General features: G+C 62.2%; 18 protein-coding genes. 8 read left to right on the top strand and 10 right to left on the bottom strand.

The genetic code is table 11. From position 1 onward, the window contains the following. Positions 1–37 precede the first annotated feature (37 nt). Together NDN01_RS24585 and NDN01_RS24580 are read left to right on the top strand one after the other, a co-directional pair. Positions 38–436, top strand: coding sequence for a hypothetical protein (locus tag NDN01_RS24585; protein ID WP_272624845.1), 399 nt, complete (start codon positions 38–40; stop codon positions 434–436). Continuing rightward, on the top strand, positions 436–993 hold the full coding sequence (locus NDN01_RS24580) for a virion core protein, T7 gp14 family (RefSeq protein ID WP_272624844.1): 558 nt from the start codon (positions 436–438) through the stop codon (positions 991–993). The genes NDN01_RS24585 and NDN01_RS24580 overlap by 1 nt, the downstream gene beginning before the upstream one ends. Here the strand turns inward: NDN01_RS24580 and NDN01_RS24575 are convergent. From NDN01_RS24575 to NDN01_RS24560, 4 genes are read right to left on the bottom strand one after another with little or no spacing between them, the layout of a single operon-like run. Continuing rightward, positions 990–1,955 carry a glutaminase gene (locus NDN01_RS24575; RefSeq protein WP_272624843.1) on the bottom strand — a complete coding sequence of 322 codons (966 nt, stop codon included), beginning with the start codon at positions 1,953–1,955 and terminating at the stop codon, positions 990–992. The two genes, NDN01_RS24580 and NDN01_RS24575, sit on opposite strands and share 4 nt — an antisense overlap. Before the next feature lie 40 nt (positions 1,956–1,995). Then, positions 1,996–3,225, bottom strand: a complete 1,230-nt coding sequence (locus NDN01_RS24570) for a cytochrome P450 (RefSeq protein ID WP_272624842.1) — start codon at positions 3,223–3,225, stop codon at positions 1,996–1,998. Beyond that, on the bottom strand, positions 3,222–4,829 hold the full coding sequence (locus NDN01_RS24565) for a Dyp-type peroxidase (protein WP_272624841.1): 1,608 nt from the start codon (positions 4,827–4,829) through the stop codon (positions 3,222–3,224). The genes NDN01_RS24570 and NDN01_RS24565 overlap by 4 nt, the downstream gene beginning before the upstream one ends. Then, on the bottom strand, positions 4,811–6,451 hold the full coding sequence (locus tag NDN01_RS24560) for a hypothetical protein (RefSeq protein ID WP_272624840.1): 1,641 nt from the start codon (positions 6,449–6,451) through the stop codon (positions 4,811–4,813). Before NDN01_RS24560 ends, NDN01_RS24565 begins: the two co-directional genes overlap by 19 nt. A 218-nt stretch (positions 6,452–6,669) precedes the next feature. Here NDN01_RS24560 and NDN01_RS24555 point away from each other — a divergent pair, with 218 nt between their 5' ends. From NDN01_RS24555 to NDN01_RS24535, 5 genes are all read left to right on the top strand, one after another. Beyond that, a complete protein-coding gene (locus NDN01_RS24555; RefSeq protein WP_272624839.1) occupies positions 6,670–8,988 on the top strand; it encodes an SGNH/GDSL hydrolase family protein in 2,319 nt (772 codons plus the stop codon). A 252-nt stretch (positions 8,989–9,240) separates the two neighbouring features. Beyond that, entirely contained in the window at positions 9,241–9,546 is a 306-nt protein-coding gene (locus tag NDN01_RS24550) for a hypothetical protein (RefSeq protein WP_272624838.1), read from the top strand. Next, a complete protein-coding gene (locus NDN01_RS24545; RefSeq protein ID WP_272624837.1) occupies positions 9,546–10,085 on the top strand; it encodes a glycoside hydrolase family 108 protein in 540 nt (179 codons plus the stop codon). Before NDN01_RS24550 ends, NDN01_RS24545 begins: the two co-directional genes overlap by 1 nt. Further along, the gene (locus tag NDN01_RS24540; protein ID WP_272624836.1) at positions 10,082–10,384 is read left to right on the top strand and encodes a hypothetical protein; all 303 of its coding nucleotides are present in this window, start codon (positions 10,082–10,084) and stop codon (positions 10,382–10,384) included. The genes NDN01_RS24545 and NDN01_RS24540 overlap by 4 nt, the downstream gene beginning before the upstream one ends. Next, positions 10,384–10,746 carry a hypothetical protein gene (locus NDN01_RS24535; protein ID WP_272624835.1) on the top strand — a complete coding sequence of 121 codons (363 nt, stop codon included), beginning with the start codon at positions 10,384–10,386 and terminating at the stop codon, positions 10,744–10,746. The genes NDN01_RS24540 and NDN01_RS24535 overlap by 1 nt, the downstream gene beginning before the upstream one ends. A 200-nt stretch (positions 10,747–10,946) precedes the next feature. On the opposite strand, the gene NDN01_RS24530 is transcribed toward NDN01_RS24535, so the two are convergent. The 6 genes from NDN01_RS24530 to NDN01_RS24505 all read right to left on the bottom strand — a co-directional run bounded on the left by NDN01_RS24530 (position 10,947) and on the right by NDN01_RS24505 (position 15,860). Beyond that, entirely contained in the window at positions 10,947–12,014 is a 1,068-nt protein-coding gene (locus NDN01_RS24530) for an acyltransferase family protein (protein ID WP_272624834.1), read from the bottom strand. A gap of 567 nt (positions 12,015–12,581) precedes the next feature. Then, positions 12,582–13,790 carry an acyltransferase family protein gene (locus NDN01_RS24525; RefSeq protein WP_272624833.1) on the bottom strand — a complete coding sequence of 403 codons (1,209 nt, stop codon included), beginning with the start codon at positions 13,788–13,790 and terminating at the stop codon, positions 12,582–12,584. Positions 13,791–13,923: 133 nt separating this feature from the next. Beyond that, the gene (locus NDN01_RS24520) at positions 13,924–14,553 is read right to left on the bottom strand and encodes a JAB domain-containing protein (RefSeq protein ID WP_272624832.1); all 630 of its coding nucleotides are present in this window, start codon (positions 14,551–14,553) and stop codon (positions 13,924–13,926) included. Beyond that, positions 14,484–14,939, bottom strand: coding sequence for a hypothetical protein (locus NDN01_RS24515; protein ID WP_272624831.1), 456 nt, complete (start codon positions 14,937–14,939; stop codon positions 14,484–14,486). Before NDN01_RS24515 ends, NDN01_RS24520 begins: the two co-directional genes overlap by 70 nt. Before the next feature lie 43 nt (positions 14,940–14,982). Further along, a complete protein-coding gene (locus tag NDN01_RS24510) occupies positions 14,983–15,339 on the bottom strand; it encodes a hypothetical protein (protein ID WP_272624830.1) in 357 nt (118 codons plus the stop codon). Positions 15,340–15,389: 50 nt separating this feature from the next. Then, positions 15,390–15,860 carry a LuxR C-terminal-related transcriptional regulator gene (locus NDN01_RS24505; protein WP_443025171.1) on the bottom strand — a complete coding sequence of 157 codons (471 nt, stop codon included), beginning with the start codon at positions 15,858–15,860 and terminating at the stop codon, positions 15,390–15,392. A 437-nt stretch (positions 15,861–16,297) separates the two neighbouring features. Between NDN01_RS24505 and NDN01_RS24500 the strand changes: the two genes are divergently transcribed. Further along, positions 16,298–17,170 carry an NAD(P)-dependent oxidoreductase gene (locus NDN01_RS24500; protein ID WP_272624828.1) on the top strand — a complete coding sequence of 291 codons (873 nt, stop codon included), beginning with the start codon at positions 16,298–16,300 and terminating at the stop codon, positions 17,168–17,170. The last annotated feature ends 25 nt before the right edge of the window (positions 17,171–17,195 follow it).

The following is a 17,195-nucleotide window of genomic DNA, read 5'->3' as shown; positions in this document are numbered from 1 at the left end:
CGCCACGCCAGTCCATGTCGGCCCGATCGCATCACGGATGCGCGAGGCCGATGTGACCGAGTGCGCGGCGATGGGCCATACGCCAAGACAGGCATTGCGGGCTGGCCTGCTGTCCTCCTCATTATGCCTTACCGCCACGGTCGACGGGCGGCCCGAGGCGATGTTCGGCCTGGTGGTGACGAACGCACTGTGCGGCGAGGGGTCGCCCTGGATGCTCGGCAGCGACGCGATCTACCGCCAGCCGCGCACGATGCTGCGCTGGGGACCGCGCATCCTTTCGGCGATGTTCGATTCAACCCCGGTGCTGGAGAACCTAGTAGCGGAAGACAATCACCGCGCCGTCCGCTTCCTGCGGCGGATCGGCTTCACCATCGGAAAGGAGGTGATCATGATCGCCGGAACCCGCTTCGTCCCCTTCTCCCAGGAGCGCCGCTGATGTGCGAACCCACAACCGCTTTGCTGATCGCCTCCACCGCCATGTCAAGCATCGGCGCCGTGACGGCCGGCATCGGGCAGGCCCAGCAATATCGCTATCAGGCGCAGATCGCCGACCAGAATGCCCGGCTGGCGAATGAACAGGCGCGCGATTCGATCGAGAACACCAATCTGGAGGCACAACGCCGCTATCGCGAGCTGGCGCAGATGAAGGGCGCGCAGACCGCCGCGATGGCGGCGAACGGCGTCGATCTCAATTTCGGATCACCGGTCGATATCCAGAAGGATACCGCGATGATCGGCGCCGAGGATATCGGCCAGATCTACAGGGGCGGCAACGAACGGACACGCGGCTTCGACATCAATGCGTTCAACTACAGATCCGAGGCCTCGGCGAACCGGGCCAAGGCCGGGGGGGCGTTGATGAAGGGTGTTTTCGACGGGCTCTCGACGGCGTTGGGCGGCGCCTCGCAAGTCGCGGGGAAGAAGAATCCGGTTGGCAAGAAATCAGCCCCGCCAGCGCAAAACCCGTTCGCCTCTCCACTGCCGAGGACTTAGCTGTCATTGACTTTCAGTCCCGCCCGGGGATCGGAAGGCTCGAACACTGACCAGCCGGTACGTTGCACCAGCCGCTCCAGCGCCAGTGCGCCCAGTTGCGATGTACCGCGCGGGTTGAGACCGGGCGACCACACGGCGATCGACGCCTTGCCGGGCGCGATCGCCAGGATACCGCCGCCGACGCCCGACTTGCCCGGCAGGCCGACGCGGAAGGCGAACTCGCCCGATCCGTCATAATGGCCACAGGTCATCATCAGCGCATTGATGCGCCGTGCGCGCTGGGTCGAGACGATCGAATGGCCGGTCGCCGGATTGACTCCGCCCGCCATGAGATACCTGCCCGCAAGCGCGAGCTGGCGACAGCTCATCGCTAGTGCGCATTGATGGAAATAGACGCCCAACGTCCGCTCGACCGGATTACGGATATTGCCGAACGCGCGCATATAGTTGGCCAGCGCAATGTTGCGGAAACCCGTCGCCTGTTCCGCTCGCGCGATGCGTTCGTCAATGAAAATGCTGTCGTCGTCAGCCAGCGACCGGACGAAGCGCAGGATTTCACCGATCGCTTCGACCGGTTCGTGCGCACCCAGGATCATGTCGGCGACGACGATCGCGCCGGCATTGATGAACGGATTGCGCGGGATGCCGGATTCAGTCTCGAGCTGGACGATCGAGTTGAACGCGCTGCCCGACGGTTCGCGCCCGACCCTGTCCCACAGCCTGTCACCGATCGCGCCGAGGGCCAGGGTCAGGCTGAACACTTTCGAGATGCTCTGAATCGAGAAGGGTTCTTCCGCATCGCCCGCCATATGCCAGGTGCCGTCCGCCTCGATCACGGCGATGCCGAACTTGTCGGCAGGGACCTCAGCAAGACCGGGGATATAATCAGCCACGGTGCCGCGATCCGGCGCGTCCGCCATCTCGGCCGCGATATCGACGACGATCGTTTCGAGGGAAGCCATAGGTGTTGTTAGCGAGCCCCGCCCGCATAATCACGCTGCTTCAGTCGAACTCCACCGTCAGCGATTCAGCAAAGGCCCCGTTCTTGCGCAGCTTGCCGGCAGCGCCCGGCGCGCGGCGGAGGTTCCCGCGCTTCAGCAGTGGTTTCAGCATCAGGTGAAGCGTCGCGTTGTTGATGTGGATACCGAAGCATTGATGCAGGTCGTAGCCGAAATGGATATACTCATGCGGCAATCGGCGCGGATCGAAACGCTCGGGATCGGGCACGCGGCGCCCGTCGCGCATTGCCGAGGCAAAGGCGGCAAGCACTGTCGATCCAGCTGGAATGGTGCGCTGATGCCTGGTGCCCTGAGCGACCGTCCAGTCCTTCAGCACCACGCGCGGCAAGCCCGGGGCGAGCGGATCGAAGCGCATCGCCTCGCGAACATAGCCGGCAAGCAGCACATCATCCCCGGCGCGCGCCGCTGCCTGGGCGCCCCGCAGCGCATCGGGCCGGCGGAGCAATTGTTCCATCGCCTGGGGCACGACCATCGGCGGCTGGGGTGGGCCCCCGACGATGAAACCCATCAACGCCGTACGAATCTGCGCATCGCTGAAACCGGGTTCACCCGCCTTTTGCAGCTTGAGGCAACGGCCTAGCACATCGTCGGCGCCGGGCTTGGCACGCCGCTGCTCGATCTGATTCTGGATGTGCGCGCGCAGTGCCGGCGCGATCACCTTGACCTCTTCGACAAGCGGCGCGTCACTAGCAACGAATTGATATTCGAACAGTCGAGTACCCCAGACGCGCAGATCGCCGCCCGGAGGCGCGGGGATGCCGAAATACTCCGCGAGGAAATCAAAGGTGACGCGCCGCACCAGCGTATCGACCACCTCGATCCGCCCGCCCGCGCCGGCGACGATCGCCTCGGCCTGCGCCTCGACCTTTGCCGCGAGCAGCGGCAGGTCGGCCGGCCGGACGACCTTGCGCATCGCCGCGGTATCAGCGCGATATTGCGGGGTGTCGCCCATGCCGAGGAAGAAGGGCTCCCCGCCCATGATGACGTCGAGTTTTTCCTTATAGGTGACGCCGAACGCCGGATCGGTCGCGAACACCTCCCGCACGTCATCATGCAAGGTGACCACATAGGTCTTGCCGAAGCGGGGGATGGGCTTCAACCGGCGCAGCAGCCGAAACGCGAACGGCATCGCCGCCATCATGCCTTGCATCAGCAATCGCTTCAGGCCCGTGGGGCCGGGCCGCAGCACCTCGGTCGAGGAAAGCACGCTCATAGCGACGCCAGATAGCGCAGTGCCGGTATGCTCGGCAGGAAGAAATAATCCCCGCCGGCCATGCGGACAAAGGTCTCGACATCCACGATCCGGCGCAGCGGCTGTTCCCGGATCGTCATCTTGCCCTTGGGCCCGATCAGCGGATCGGTCTCGTCGAACAGGGTCGCGAAGTTCGGGTTGAGCAACCAGGTCTGCTGCACGAACTCGAACTGGCGGGCGATATCAGTGTTGAGGCAGATGAACAGCAGCCCGCGATCGACCCCGTCTTCCTTTGGCGGCACGCTGATCGTCGAGCCATATTTACGGCCGCGGCGCAGGATGCGGTGGTTGTTCGCCGCGTCGAGCAGGGTCTGCTTGTCGCCAGTTGTAGGCGCAAGACCGTCTCGCGGGTTGGAGCGACGGACATGCGACCCAGCCGGGCAGCCGATGCCGTGCAGATCGCGGTCGAAAAAGCCGAAATCATTCTCCGGCTGCTCATAGGCATCGGGCGGCAAATAGCCGGCCGGACAGAGCAGATCGCCCTTGGTGTTGCGGCCGACCACCCGCTCGGCAAGCCAGGTGGTGGTCACATGCGCCGACCCTTCCGGATCGCGCTCGCGGATGTGCGCGGCATTCGCGCGCATCGATTGCCAGAAGGCAACGACATCCTGCTTCAGCTCGCGCACCACCATGTAGCTGCCGTCGAGCCCGAAATCGAGCGAGCCCTCCGCCAGCGGATGTGGCGGCAGGCCGGCGGCCCGGGCCTTGTCATCGTCGGGCACGATCGGCCCGGGCGCCTTTTCATGATGGCCGTTGGTGTGCCCGAACAGGATCTCGCCAAGCGGCACGCCGTTCCAGAAATCGCGCACTGCCGGCGCGCCCGTACTGAGGACGATCGCGTCCTCGTCATCGAACGGGATCGGCTGCGAGATGCCGTCGGCAAAACCGAAATGCTCGCGCGCCACGCCCTTCTCATCCGGGCGCAGATCGAGCGGCAGGCGGTGGACGACCCGCACGTCATGCGGCTTCAGCGCCGTCTCGACCTGTTCGGCCCAGGCCTCGGCGCTGTCCTCGTCCTTGTCGTAGAGCAGCAGCAGGGCATGGACGGTAAGCGGCGTGACGATCTGTTCCTCGCGATGCCCGGTCGATGTGCTGGAGCGCGATTGTCCCGCTTCAACGCTCGTCAGCGCACCACGTTGTCGCGCATTCGAACTCCATTTCGGCCCGCCTTCGATGACCGTGCCGAGCCATTCGCCCTTGCGGCGATCACCCAGGCGGCGCAGCCGATCCTCCTGGAACATCCCCTCCTTGAACGGTGCGGCAAAAGAGTCGAGCGCTGGTTTCGGCAGGCCCATCTTTTCGAGCCCGGCATAAGCGAACGAGATGGCGGTCGCCCGCGCATCCCGCCCGTCCGCGTCGGTGACCGGCGCGAGTTCCTGCACCGTCCGGAGCCAGGCGCCGCCACCCTTTCCCTTCCAGGTGAATTCGAGGAACAGTGCCCGCCCGGTCGGCAACGACGCGAAGCCGCTGACGACAAGCCCCTGAGTCAGGGTGCAGTGCGGTGCCTTCAACTGCCAGCTCGGCGGCTTCTTTCGTGGCGTCTCGCTCACAGGTCGTTGATCCACGCGGACGCCTCCTTGTTCGTGAGCGACGGTTTGCGCAGGCCGTTGGCGATGCGGTTGTTGCGTTCGACCTGGTCGACGGTCAGGTCGCTATAGGCGCTGTACCAGAAGCGGCTGACCGCCATTGAATGGCGCGCCCAGCCCTTGAACTTGCGGCCATGGCTGGCGCCGTCCTGGATGAGGAACCGCGTCGCCGGAAAGCCGACCCCACATCCCCAGGCGAGGGTGAGGCCGACATGCGCCTTCTCGATGAAATCATCGAGATAACTTTCCCAGCTCTGATCGAAATTGCTGAAGAACATCAGCCGGCTGCCATTGTTGACGAATGCCCAATGCGCGAAATGGACGGTGCGCATGCTGCCGAGATAGCCGCGCACGCCGCTGTTCGGCATCGCGCGCAGCACCAACCCGAGCCCATGATGGCCCGCGCGGACGATGATGGTGCGCAGCACGCCCGGCTTGATCAGCACGACCGAGCCCATGTGGTTCTGCGGAATCCAGTCCTCGCGCTGCGCCATCTGGCGCACCATCTCCTCATCGATCGGCGGCTCGTCCTGCGAGGAATCGCGCCGTTCGAGATAGCGCAGCCAGCAGAGGATCAGCAGCACCGAGAAGGGTACGCTGAGGAGACCGAACAGGGTGATCCGCGGCGCATGCTGGCGCGCCAGCTCGAGCGGCAGACCGGTCATGATCGAGATGGTGATGGTGATCAGCGGGGCAAGCACCGCGTAGAGGATCGCCCCAACCAGGATCAGCACCAGAGTCTGCGGCTTGAACAGGGCAGTGATCAGGTTGAACGTCCCTGCCGTGTCGGTGCCCGGCAACGGCTCGCGGATCATGTAGAGGCGGATGCCCGTGTAGATCAGGCCGAAGGCGAGCAGCAGGAAGAAGCGGTTGTCCGGCATGAGCGGTGCGAGGATCAGCCCCGGCAGCGCCAGTGCGAGGACGACGAGCAGGGCAAAGACCGCCACCTTGAGATAATCGCCGCAACGCGTGAAGAACGGGATACGAGCCGGCGCGCGCTCGGCAAGCCAGGGAAAGGCGGGCAGCAACGCGGCACGGAGATGGTGGTGGATGTCGGCCGGGGTCACCGCGCCACGATAGGGGCTTGGCCCGGTACCGTTGGCGGTCGCGATCTCGGTCCGGGTCGCGCGGAACAGGTCGCTCTCGGCAAGGATGCGATCGCGCGTCATGCCGCGATTGCCGTGATGGTAGACACTCGGCTCAAGCGAGCGCGCTTCCATATAGGGCGCGACCGGCGCCCGCGAATCCGGCGCCGTCACCGCATCGTAAAGCGGCCCGCATGGATCCAGCGGGCGCTTGCAGCACCGCAGCATGTTACGCAGGTCGACGCCGATCGCTGCCTCGAGCTGCCCCCAGAAGATGCCAGGCGCCCCGTCGAAATTGGCCTCGAGCACGAACAGCGGATCATAGTCAGCGCCGGGGAACATGCTCATCGACAGGAAATGCACCGACGGCACGCCCCGCATGAACCAGGCATAATCGCCGGGGCCACCCGCGCTCGCGACGGAGCCGTTGTCGTGCAGCCGGTCGATCAGGGCGGAAAGCTTGTCCTGGCTTTCCGGCTTGACCTCCAGTGCCACGGACAAAGTCGTTTGTCGCATCCGGCCATTCCTCTGCGCGCAGCGTTCCCGAAGCGAAGAACGGACACCCGCCGCCCGAACGTTACGCTCCCGATTCGTCAACCTATTATGTCACGGAATTCAAGGCGCACAGACAAACGAGATGATAGATCGGATTCCGGATCTATCTCCGTCCGGCGCGGGTTGATTCAAACCTTTCCCGCCACCGCCTAAGCCACCTCCATCACAGGAGGTGCCGCGTGGCCGCAATCAGTCCGAACATTTCAAGCGAACCCCAGAATGGCACCGGCACGCAGGCCGAGTTCCCATTCAATTTCTCGATCGTCGCAGCAACGGATGTCGGCGTTTATGTCGACGGCGTCCGCAAGACCTATTCGACACACTATGGCGTCACCTTCGGCGCCACCTCCGGCACGGTGACCTTCACCACGCCGCCGGCCAGCGGGACGCAGATCCTGCTCATCTCCGAACCGGATTATCTCCAGACCAGCGAATTCGCGGACCAGGGCGCGTACAATCTTTCGACCGTGAACATGATCAACCGGCGCGGGGCGATCCGGGATCTGGTCAACCACGATTTGGGCACGCGCGCGCTTAAGGTGCCGTTGGGCGATCCCGCGCCCACCTTACCGCCGGCCTCGGAGCTTGCAGGCAAGGTGCTCGGCCATGACGGAACGCAGTTCATCGCGGTGCCGAACGACGCAACATCTGTAGCAGAGGCCGTAATGGAGAGCCAGGCCGCGCGAGACATAGCATCGGCAGCCGCCAGACAGACAGCACTTGATCTTGCGACCACAACTCTTGCAGTTGCCGCCCTTCCCATTCGCTATACTAAGAGCACCTCAACGACGATCACGGCAGATGCGACGCTGAACATCGACACCGATCTTTCAGTGCCATTGGCTGCAAACACACTAACCCGAATCAACGGCAAGATCTATTTCACCACCACTGCGGCGGCAGATTTCAAGTGGCGCCACCTCGGCCCCGCCGCAGCCACGAGAATTCGCGTGCAGCACTATAGCATCGCTCCGGGGGACGCCGCTCTAAGTAATATCGCTGTGGATACCACTTTCAGTGCGGCGGACATCTCGATAACAGGAGCGGCCGGGTCGGGCTGGATCGAGATAGATGCACTTATCGCAAACGGGCCGAATGCCGGCAGCTTCGGCATATCCTGGTCACAGAATACGTCCGACATTGGAAACACCGCAGTCGAAGCTGGCAGCTATCTAGAGGCGGTCAGACTTCCGATAACCTTGGACGTAGCATTCGGAGACAGCGCAGTAGCCAAGCTAGGCGGATACGCCGCTCCGGTGGCCTCAAGTGGGCATAACGTGGTGGGGGTCCCCGGTTTGGGAATGGGCCTTGGGAACTGTTACCTTGATGCGATGATCCGTGGCACGGACCTCTCCGCGCAACTCTTCGGAGGAAACTACACGCTTCAGATAGATGGAGGAACCCCAACCACAATTGTAGCCCCCGCAGGCTGGTCTTTCGTCCCACTCTTCCGCCTTCCCGAGGGAAATCATCGGATCAAGTTGAAGGGCCAGTACTTTGACAACGATCTTTGCTATCGTATTGCGGGGATCGCGCCTCAAATAACCCGCCCTTCGGACGTGCCCAATTTCTATCCGGTGGGCACGGCCCCGTATTCAAATTATATCGCAGCTGAAGGCATCACCGGCAGCGCCTCGCTGTACGCGACTGGGAACGAGCAACGCTATTGGTCGCAGCCTAGTGGCTGCGGACTAAGGTTTGCAGCCACCACAACCTCAGTGCGCCTCTGGATGTTCAACGGCTTCGGCACAGGAGCAATCGTTCTGCTGCAGGACGGAGTGGAGATAGCCTCGGTCACTCCTGCCATGTCTTCCAACTATGAGGTCGTCGCCCTTGCTACAGGCCTGTCCGGGACCCACGAGTATGAGGTCAAGTTCATCTCGGTTAGCGCCACGATCTATGTCAATGCTATCCTCGTAGACAGTCTAAGCGCTTCCTTACATACCCCCAAACAAGTGGACGCGTATTTCGGGGACTCCATCGTACAGGGAAATGCCCTCGCCTCCCAAGCAGACTCACGTCTCATGGACCCTTACATCCTCGCGCAGGCTACAGGCAGGGTTTCCATCAGGCGGGGTGGGTCAGGAGCCAAAGTCTCTACAGGCCTTCGTGATACGACCTCCCAGATAACTAGCCTAACCTCTATTCCCACCCGCGTCTTCTGCGCTGGCGGCGTCAACGACATGATTACGGGGGTCCCGATCGCCACCTTCCGGTCCGACTACCAGACCATGCTTTCCCTCATCCGTGCGGGGCTACCTTCAGCGAAGATATATGCACGAGGCATCCTTTCTGTAGGAACCACCATTGCGAACTACGCACAGCGGAACACCTACAACAGTGCAATATTGGCGGCCGTGACTGCGATTGGGGACGCCAACATCATTTTTGTCAACACAGATGGCTGGATCGATCCAGTGACAGACACCTCCGATGGCCTCCATCCGAACGCCTCAGGTTACGCCAAGGTGGCAGCCGCTCAACAAATAACGTTGTAATGCTCAAAGACAAAGTATCTTTGGCGACTATATCTACAGCGCGCGACCTTGCGCTTAGCATCGCACTCGGCGTCTTTCGGGTTTACGGGGACTTTACCATACGCCTCGCATTACACTTGGACATACTCACGCACAAACCCAGGCCAGTCATATATGTCAAAAGCCACGAAGATAAAGCCTTGCATTATACCAGCAACCCGTTCGCCTTATTATCTAATTTCCAATTGCTGATATTTTCTTGGATTTAACAATATGACAGAACAACTCGATACTACAGGGATGATGCTAGGCGAGATGAAGGGTCAACTTCGTGAAGTTATCCACAATTTGAACATGATGTCGACCAAACTTGACGCACTCGGCGAAAGGGTAATCAGCGCGGCCGACCTTCCGGTCAAGGTCAAGGAACTCGAAAAGCGCGTGCTAGCGCTCGAAGCGGACAGACATCGCCGCGACGGAGCAATGAGCTTCGGCGGCTGGGTTGTTCGCTCACCTCTCGTCGGCTGGCTGGCCGGCGCGGGGCTCGCCCTCTGGATGCTATTGAAGGGAAAGCCGTGATGAAGACGATTGACGCAGTGATCGAACAAGTGCTGGCGAACGAGGGAGGCTATGTCAATAACCCCAACGACGCCGGCGGCGAGACGAACCACGGCATCACCGCAGCAATCGCGCGCAGCCAAGGCTTTACGGGGCCGATGCGCGCCATGACGCGGGACTTCGCCTTCGAGATTTATCGGCGTCGTTATGTGATCGCGCCACGCTTCGACCAGATTGCCACGGTATCAATGCCGGTTGCTGCAGAACTGGTCGATACCGGCGTGAATATGGGCCCGGTGGTCGCCACGGCTTTCCTGCAACGCTCGCTCAACGGACTCAATAACGGCGCACGGGATTATCCGGACCTTACCATCGATGGAGCGGTTGGCACGACGACGCTCGCCGCATTGAAGGCGTTTCTTGCCAGACGCGGAGCGGAAGGCGAACGGCGACTGCTCGTGCTGCTCAACGCCCTTCAAGGTGAGCGCTATCTCTCGCTGACTGAAGACCGGACCGCCAACGAGGCCTTTCTGTATGGCTGGCTGGCGAGGGCGGCGTGAGCGGCACGGCTATCGGCGACCCCGTCGAGCCGATTGTCGTAGAGATGACGAAAGCTGCACCGACGAACGCGATCAACATGCCCGATCACCGGATCCGCGAACAGGCCTGGTATCAGGCGTTCGTTCGGCTCGCCCGCCCGACGCTCGACTGGATCACCAACGCGACAGTCGCCTGGACAATGATCCTGCAGCCTCTGCTGTTCGACCGGTTCGATATCACCGCGGCGGGCATGTCGCTTGCCTGGGCCGGCACGGTCTACGGCTTCAAGTTCGCCGAGAAGATCAAGGGGGTGGCATAGTGCCGGCCGTCCCTGTCGCAGCCTTGTTCAGGATCGCATTGGCGACGATCCTGATCGCGTTGCTTGCCGGCCTGTTCGCGCTCCGATCATGCGGCACGGCACGCAAGGCGGCAACTGAAGCCCGCCTTGCGGCCGGCCAGCGCGGGGCCGCGATCGAAAGTGGGCACGACGCAGTCCAGACGCTCGGCAACGCCCAGGCGGCCGAGCGATCCATCCATGAGACCGTGAAGGAGGGAAGAGATGCGATCAATCAGGCACCTGGCGGCGATAGCAACGATGCTGCCGATCGCGCTGCTTGCCGGCTGCGCTCATACCGTCATTCAGGCAAATGCATCACCCTGCTCGGCCCTGTTGCCGAGTAGCTGGCTCAACGGCGTATCCCCGGCGGCCCTGCCCGAGAGCGCCAAGCTGCCCGACGGACATGACGACGCGCGGCCATGGCAATCGGGCTTCATCGAACAGACTGGGCAGCTTGAGGTGGCAAACGGCCGCTATACCGATGCGGTGGGAATTGTTGCTCGTTGTGAGGCGCGGGATGTTTTGGCGACAAAAAGGGTGCGATCTAAATTCCTTGGCGTTTTCTAGCCATCCCACCCTCAAGCAAGCGCATCAACGCCCTCTTGGATGGCCTCTCGATCAGATAGAATGACAGCGCGCCGATCAATGCGATGACAGCGGCATAAGCGATCAAAAAGCCCGGCTGCAAAACGATCCTGCGCGACCCAATGATACCATCCAAGACGAGCATGGCAGTCAACATTAGCGGGATATGCCACAGATAAACGCCGTATGTCATATCACCGATGGCGCGCGCCCATTTCGGCAGGACCAGATGTGACGATTCGACACTGCAAATAATCAAAAACAGGCTTGGCAGGATCGCCGGCATTAGCTTGGGCACACCGATGGCCGGATGCACAGCCAATAGGGCTGCAACGAGGCCGAGGCCCGCTATCCCCGGAATGGCAAGCCAGCGAGATTTCTTACCCGCTACGATATATGCGCAATGCGCCGCAGATCCGAGGAAGAAATAGAAACCACATTGCCAGAACAACGTACCCGGAAAATTGAAAATACTCCCCATCGCGAAAGCGCCTGCCAATGCAAAAGGGCCTATCAGGCCAAACCGGTAAAGCCGAGACGCTATCAACCAGAATATGGCGTATATCAATATTTCTAGTGAGACCGACCAGATTGGAGCATTAAATGAGGGCGCTCGCTGAAACCCCCAGTCAGAAGCCATGAAAAGATGCAGTACAAAATGATAGGTATCGTTCGCCTGATAGATTGCGAAATTACCCAAGGTACCAAGTCGACCAAACTGGAGACCCGCAACCATGAGAAGTGTGATCAGGTGAAGTGGATAAAGGCGGGCGATTCTGCTCGCTACAAAATAACGGGTTGTATGAGCATGGCCAACATAAACCCCAGTGAATACGAAACCAGAAATTAGCCAGAATAGCTGCACTGCAAAGAGACCAAAATCGTATATTGGCCACAAGAGGGTTCGCCAAGGCATAGCATCACGCACCACTAGAACCTGCTCGATCGAACCAGCCGGTATTGCGAAATTCTGATAGTGGAAAATAACGACGGCCAAGGCTGCGAACCCACGCACGAGATCGATCAAGAAAAAGTGCCGACTTTCGCCGCGAACGGGCGCGAACAAGCGCCTGCTTAGAGCCTGCGCCGCCGTCGTATCTATCGCCCTTGTTTGCATCGCCCCACCCTGACTCGAATATTGCCATCGTTCTACGCTCGAAGCCGCGCCTATACAGGTTGATTCGAGCGGGGGCGAGTTCACAGACGCAACAAGTTTCGCTTGCTGGCCAGCGATGTATCCGTCGCCATACGGGCGATCAGCGATCTCTGCCTCCGCCACACGATCGGCATTCCTGCCTCCTGGCGGAGTTAGCCATTCGTTCTGCGCGGCGCAGATTCAGGCATTTCGCTCGAACAACATTCGGCCCGACGATACCGAGTGGATTCAGCGCCTTGGGTCTTTGTATGTGCCGATATCCCTATCGGGGTCCGCTCCTCTTTTTCTATCTCAAAAAGAGATCTCCATTTGCCCACGCCATCGCAGCCCTCAGACGATCCGGCTGAAATGGAATGCCCACATAAACAGGTCGCGAACGCCAACTCATTTCCCTGAGATACCATCCGCCTCGGTCGCGCCGAGCCAGTTGCCTACTACTCAGCGGTGTCCAAACACGGGCGGACTGAGCTCAGACCGGTCCCGCAACGCTTCTCCAGAGTCGCCCGTTCGCACAAGCTTGCGGGGACTCAGCACATAAAGAAACGGCTTCTCGAATAAAGTATACAGCGCTGCTGAAATCAATATTGCGACACCCAATGCAACAATCTTGGCCAACATCTTTTCAAATGAAGAAAGATCGGAATAGCCGGGTATCTGATACAGCATCATAAGAATAGGAAAGTGGCATAGGTACAGAGAATAGGACCACTGGCTGATCTTCTTGATCGACGCACCGATAGCGCCGCCCCTATCCCGGAACGGCACCGCGCGCGCCAACAATATGACGCTCGCCAGCGGCAACGACGACAGCAGCAGCGTCGCCTGCCAGTTCGGCATGCCCACGCGATAGTCGATAGTGACGTAGCTCAGCACCGCGAGGACGAGGAGCGCGGCCGGCCATGCACGGCCGCAGAGCAGCCACAAATGGGGCTTCTGTCGCGCCAGCATCGCGGCCAACACGCCGATCGCCAGGGCATCCAGCCGATAGATCACGAGCATGCGCATGCCGAAGTTGAAATCGGTGATCACGGGGATCAGCCTGATGATCGCTGAAGCGACAACGATGAAGGCGCAGGTAACGCCAAGCGACAGCCAGGGTCGGCGCGTGGCGACGAGCAGGATCGTCGCCAGCCCCGGTATAATGATATAGAACCATTCCTCGACCGCGAGGCTCCACGAAACAGCGTAGAAGCCGTCGCTGGGCCAGGCGAAGTTCTGGAGAAACAGGGCGTAGCGCGCCAGGTTCGACACGGACATATCCGCCGGCGGGAGCAGGACGAGCCAGATCACGAAGAACAGCAGATAGCTGGGTATCGTCCGGGCCCACCGCCGCCGCCAGAAACGCACCAGCAGCGTGCCGAAGCCGTCCCGCGCTCGCAGGATCTCGGTCAGGAAGATTCCGCCGACCAGATAGCCGCTGAGGACGAAGAACAGTTCGACGCCGGCGACCCCAAGGCCCATCAATGCGACCTTGGTGTGCGAGATGATGACCAGCAGGATCGCGCTTGCCCGGATCACATCCAGGCCAAACACATATTTCCGATCGGGATCAGTCACGCCCACGCGAACAGATTGCCCACCCTCGAGCAATGGCGCCGGCGCCACCCCGATGCCCTCTGCCGCAACTGTCCCGGCGCCCTTCATCATACTGCCTACGCCCAGTTCGACATTCAGTTGAACCGCGGGAGTAGAGTGCAGAGGCGCGACCGGCTAGCCCCAAGTTGGGAAGCCCCGCGGTCACGTCGGTACCATTTTCCGACCACCCCCTGAAGATTGCCCCCTAGATTAACCCCAGTTCCCGCATGCTCGCATGGCCGCTGGTCGACATGATCAGATGGTCGTGCACCGCGATCCCCAGCGGCTGGCCCGCTCGGGCGATGCGGCGGGTGATGTCGACGTCCGCCCGGCTCGGTGCCGGATCCCCGCTCGGGTGGTTGTGCACCAGCACGATCGACGCCGCGTGAAGCTCCACCGCGCGGCGGATCACCTCGCGCACATGGATCGTCGCTTCGTCGATCGTCCCGCGCGATATCTCCTCGTCGAGGATCAGCCTGCCCTGGCCGTCCAGGTGAAGCACCCGCGCGATTTCCACCGCGCTGAAGGCATGGGTGAGCCGCAGATAGTCGAGCAGTGCCGGCCAGCTGTCGACCACCGGCCCGCGCGCGAAGCGCAGCGTGGCGATATGCGCCAGCGCCACGTCGAGCCCGCCAAGCAGTGCGTCGAGATCGGGCCTGCCCTCCAGCACGCGCAACCGCGCCTGCCCGCTCGCCGCCAGCACGCCGGGCAGCGAGCCGAACTCCTCCACCAGCCGGGCGGACAGGCCGGCCGCGCCGGCCCCCGCTACAGGCTCGAGGAATCCCTCCAGGATCTGTCGGCACCGTAGAGTTGAAGCCGCCGCCGGTGCCGCCACGCGCCAAGCGCCACCAGCAGCAACATCGGATACGCCTCGAACGAGATCAGGAACTGATAGCCCCTGGACAAGGCGCTCTGGTCCACCGCGCGGATGAAATGCGCGGCGACCGCCAGAAGCTGAAAGCCGGCGAGCCACAGCGGCCAGAAACGCGTCGAGGCGACCGCCAGGACGAACAGACCCACCAGCAACAGCATGTCGATCACGAAGACCCACATCTGCATTTTCTGAAAGGAGCCGGAGAAGGGCTGCGACTGGGTGACGAAGCTGGCGAGCGAGGCGGCCAGCATCATGGCCGCCGCGCTCCGCTCCGGCGCGCCGCCCCGCGCCAGCGCGTAGGCGCAGCAGATGATCAGAATCATCTCGTACAGAATGATGCGCAGCATGTCCGGAGCGGAGCATCCAACCAGCCCTCTCGTCAACCCGCGATCATGCGGCCGTGCTGATCGAGACAACCGTGGCGGTGCCGAGCGCGGTATCCTCGCAAAGCGACTGATCGCCGAACCACGCCTTGACGCCGTCGAGCCCGACATCGTGCTGCGCCGCCCGCAACGCGCCATGGACCAGCGCGATGCTCGACCAGGCCTTGGCGAGCGCGACGTTCGCGTCCGCATTATGCCGCAGGGCGTCGCTGGCAATCGACAGCGGCAGCCGCGCTTCCTCGCGCGCCGCCAGCATCGCCAGCGTCAGTTCCGCGTTGCTGCGCAACGAGGCGTCGAGATTGCGCTCTGCCGGGATCAGGGTCTGCGCGACTTTGCGCGCCGCGGAAAGACGATCGTTGAGCATGATTACCCCCTGCGCCGGCGCAGGACGCGGGCGCTATCAAGAATGTGCTGTCAGAATGTGCGGTTCAGAACCGTGCCGATGAATTCGCCGGCGCCGTTGACCACACCGAAACCCAGAAAAAGAATGGCCATCACCAGTGTCGCGATCGCGAACGGCCAGGCCAGTCGCTGAAGCGTGCTCAGGTCATTGCGTTGCCCTTCCCGTGTTGGGATGGGCCAGCGCGCTTCCGCTCCGATCGGCGACCATTGCTGACCCGACCGGGACCAGCTGTCGCGGACCGAAGCGGAAGCGGGAACCGGCCCCTCCTCGTCCGGAAACAGGATTGCGCCGGAATCGCCGGGGTTCGGAAGATCGGACGGTCCACGGTTCGGTTCAACCGAACCCTCCCACCCCTCCCGCACGGCGACCATCAGCACGGCGGCACGGGTGGAGGCCGTACCGAGCTTCTCGCGCGCACCGCGCAGATGCCCCTCGACCGCACGCTGGGAGATGCCGAGCTCGTGCGCGATCTCCTTGTCCATCTTCCGATCCCATTTGCCGCGAAGACATTGCAGCTGGCGGGCGGTCAGGCCGTCGAGTCGATTCGGTCCCATTCGGAGCAATCTACTTTATGGTAAGCGCTTGGAAAGCATTCGCGTGCCCGGATCGTGCCTCCCCGCCGAGGGCCAGCCCCTCCTTATCCATTGCGTGCCCGATACGACACGCAAATTGCATTGCTGTGCGCGGAACAATACTTTCGCATCGAAGGGGGCAAAACGTCCTATTTCTTGGGACGAATCGCAGTGCCCGTCAGGAGTGACGACCATCGCCGTTTCGGTTCTTGTTCCGGCCCGCGACGCTACGATCCGGGCCACAGGCGGGCACCCGGGCGGCAGGCAGGCGCGAACTCCGAGATTGTGCACTACCCTACCCCGACCTAACGCGACGATTTCTGATTAAACGCACAGGGAGCCAGTTCATGGACGTCGGTTTCATCGGCCTGGGCCAGATGGGCAGCCAGATCGCGGGCAATCTGATCGAGGCGGGACATCGGGTCACCGTGTGGAACCGCAGCGCGGACAAGGCCGCCCCGCTGGTCGCCGAGGGCGCGAGCCTGGCCGCAACCCCCGCCGAAGCCGCCCGGCAACCGGTGGTGATGAGCATGCTGGCCGACGACAGGGCGCTCGAGGCAGTGGCCTTCGGCGAGGACGGCATCCTCGCCTCGGGCACGCCGACCATCCATGTCTCGATGAGCACGATCAGCATCGCCATCGCCGACCGGCTGGCCAGCGCCCATCGGGACGCTGGCCAGACCTTCGTCTCGGCGCCGGTCTTCGGCAGGCCACTGGCGGCGGCCGCGAAGAAGCTGTTCGTGGTCGCGGCCGGCCCGGCCGAGGCAGTCGCGATCTGCCAGCCGTTGTTCGACGCGGTCGGCCAGCGCAGCTTCAATCTGGGCGAGACGCCCAACAAGGCCAATATCGTCAAGCTCAGCGGGAATTTCCTGATCATGACGGTGATCGAATCCCTGGCTGAGGCAATGACGCTCGCAGGGCGCTATGGCGTCGACAAGAGCATGTTGCTCGACACGCTGACCGGCTCGGTCTTCGGCGGGCTGATCTACGAAGTGTACGGCAAGGTGCTGGTCGAGGAGAAGTACGAGCCCGCCGGCTTCACCCTGCCCCTCGGCTTCAAGGACATGAGCCTGGTCGCCGAGGCTGCCGTCGCCGCCGGCGTACCGATGCCGATGCTGTCGCTTGGCCGCGACCGGCTGATCGCCACGATGGCGCGCGAGCGGCCGGAACTCGACTGGGCATCGATGGCGAAGACGGTCGAGGCCAATGCCGGTCTGTGAGACCGGCTACTCAATGGCCCCGGTT

It is taken from the genome of Sphingomonas sp. QA11 (genome assembly GCF_028473665.1).
Classification (GTDB): domain Bacteria; phylum Pseudomonadota; class Alphaproteobacteria; order Sphingomonadales; family Sphingomonadaceae; genus Sphingomonas; species Sphingomonas phytovorans.
This window is presented reverse-complemented; position numbering and strand designations above follow the sequence as displayed.

What these genes read in the sequence shown, in the direction of transcription:
- NDN01_RS24510 (WP_272624830.1), bottom strand. Translation starts at nt 15,339, where the DNA reads ATGCTCAACGATCGTCTTTCCGCGGCGCGCAAAGTCGCGCAGACCCTG.
- NDN01_RS24525 (WP_272624833.1), bottom strand. Translation starts at nt 13,790, where the DNA reads ATGATGAAGGGCGCCGGGACAGTTGCGGCAGAGGGCATCGGGGTGGCG.
- NDN01_RS24560 (WP_272624840.1), bottom strand. Translation starts at nt 6,451, where the DNA reads ATGCGACAAACGACTTTGTCCGTGGCACTGGAGGTCAAGCCGGAAAGC.
- NDN01_RS24505 (WP_443025171.1), bottom strand. Translation starts at nt 15,860, where the DNA reads ATGGACAAGGAGATCGCGCACGAGCTCGGCATCTCCCAGCGTGCGGTC.
- NDN01_RS24515 (WP_272624831.1), bottom strand. Translation starts at nt 14,939, where the DNA reads ATGCTGCGCATCATTCTGTACGAGATGATTCTGATCATCTGCTGCGCC.
- NDN01_RS24570 (WP_272624842.1), bottom strand. Translation starts at nt 3,225, where the DNA reads ATGAGCGTGCTTTCCTCGACCGAGGTGCTGCGGCCCGGCCCCACGGGC.
- NDN01_RS24575 (WP_272624843.1), bottom strand. Translation starts at nt 1,955, where the DNA reads ATGGCTTCCCTCGAAACGATCGTCGTCGATATCGCGGCCGAGATGGCG.
- NDN01_RS24585 (WP_272624845.1), top strand. Translation starts at nt 38, where the DNA reads ATGCGCGAGGCCGATGTGACCGAGTGCGCGGCGATGGGCCATACGCCA.
- NDN01_RS24580 (WP_272624844.1), top strand. Translation starts at nt 436, where the DNA reads ATGTGCGAACCCACAACCGCTTTGCTGATCGCCTCCACCGCCATGTCA.
- NDN01_RS24545 (WP_272624837.1), top strand. Translation starts at nt 9,546, where the DNA reads ATGAAGACGATTGACGCAGTGATCGAACAAGTGCTGGCGAACGAGGGA.
- NDN01_RS24500 (WP_272624828.1), top strand. Translation starts at nt 16,298, where the DNA reads ATGGACGTCGGTTTCATCGGCCTGGGCCAGATGGGCAGCCAGATCGCG.
- NDN01_RS24550 (WP_272624838.1), top strand. Translation starts at nt 9,241, where the DNA reads ATGACAGAACAACTCGATACTACAGGGATGATGCTAGGCGAGATGAAG.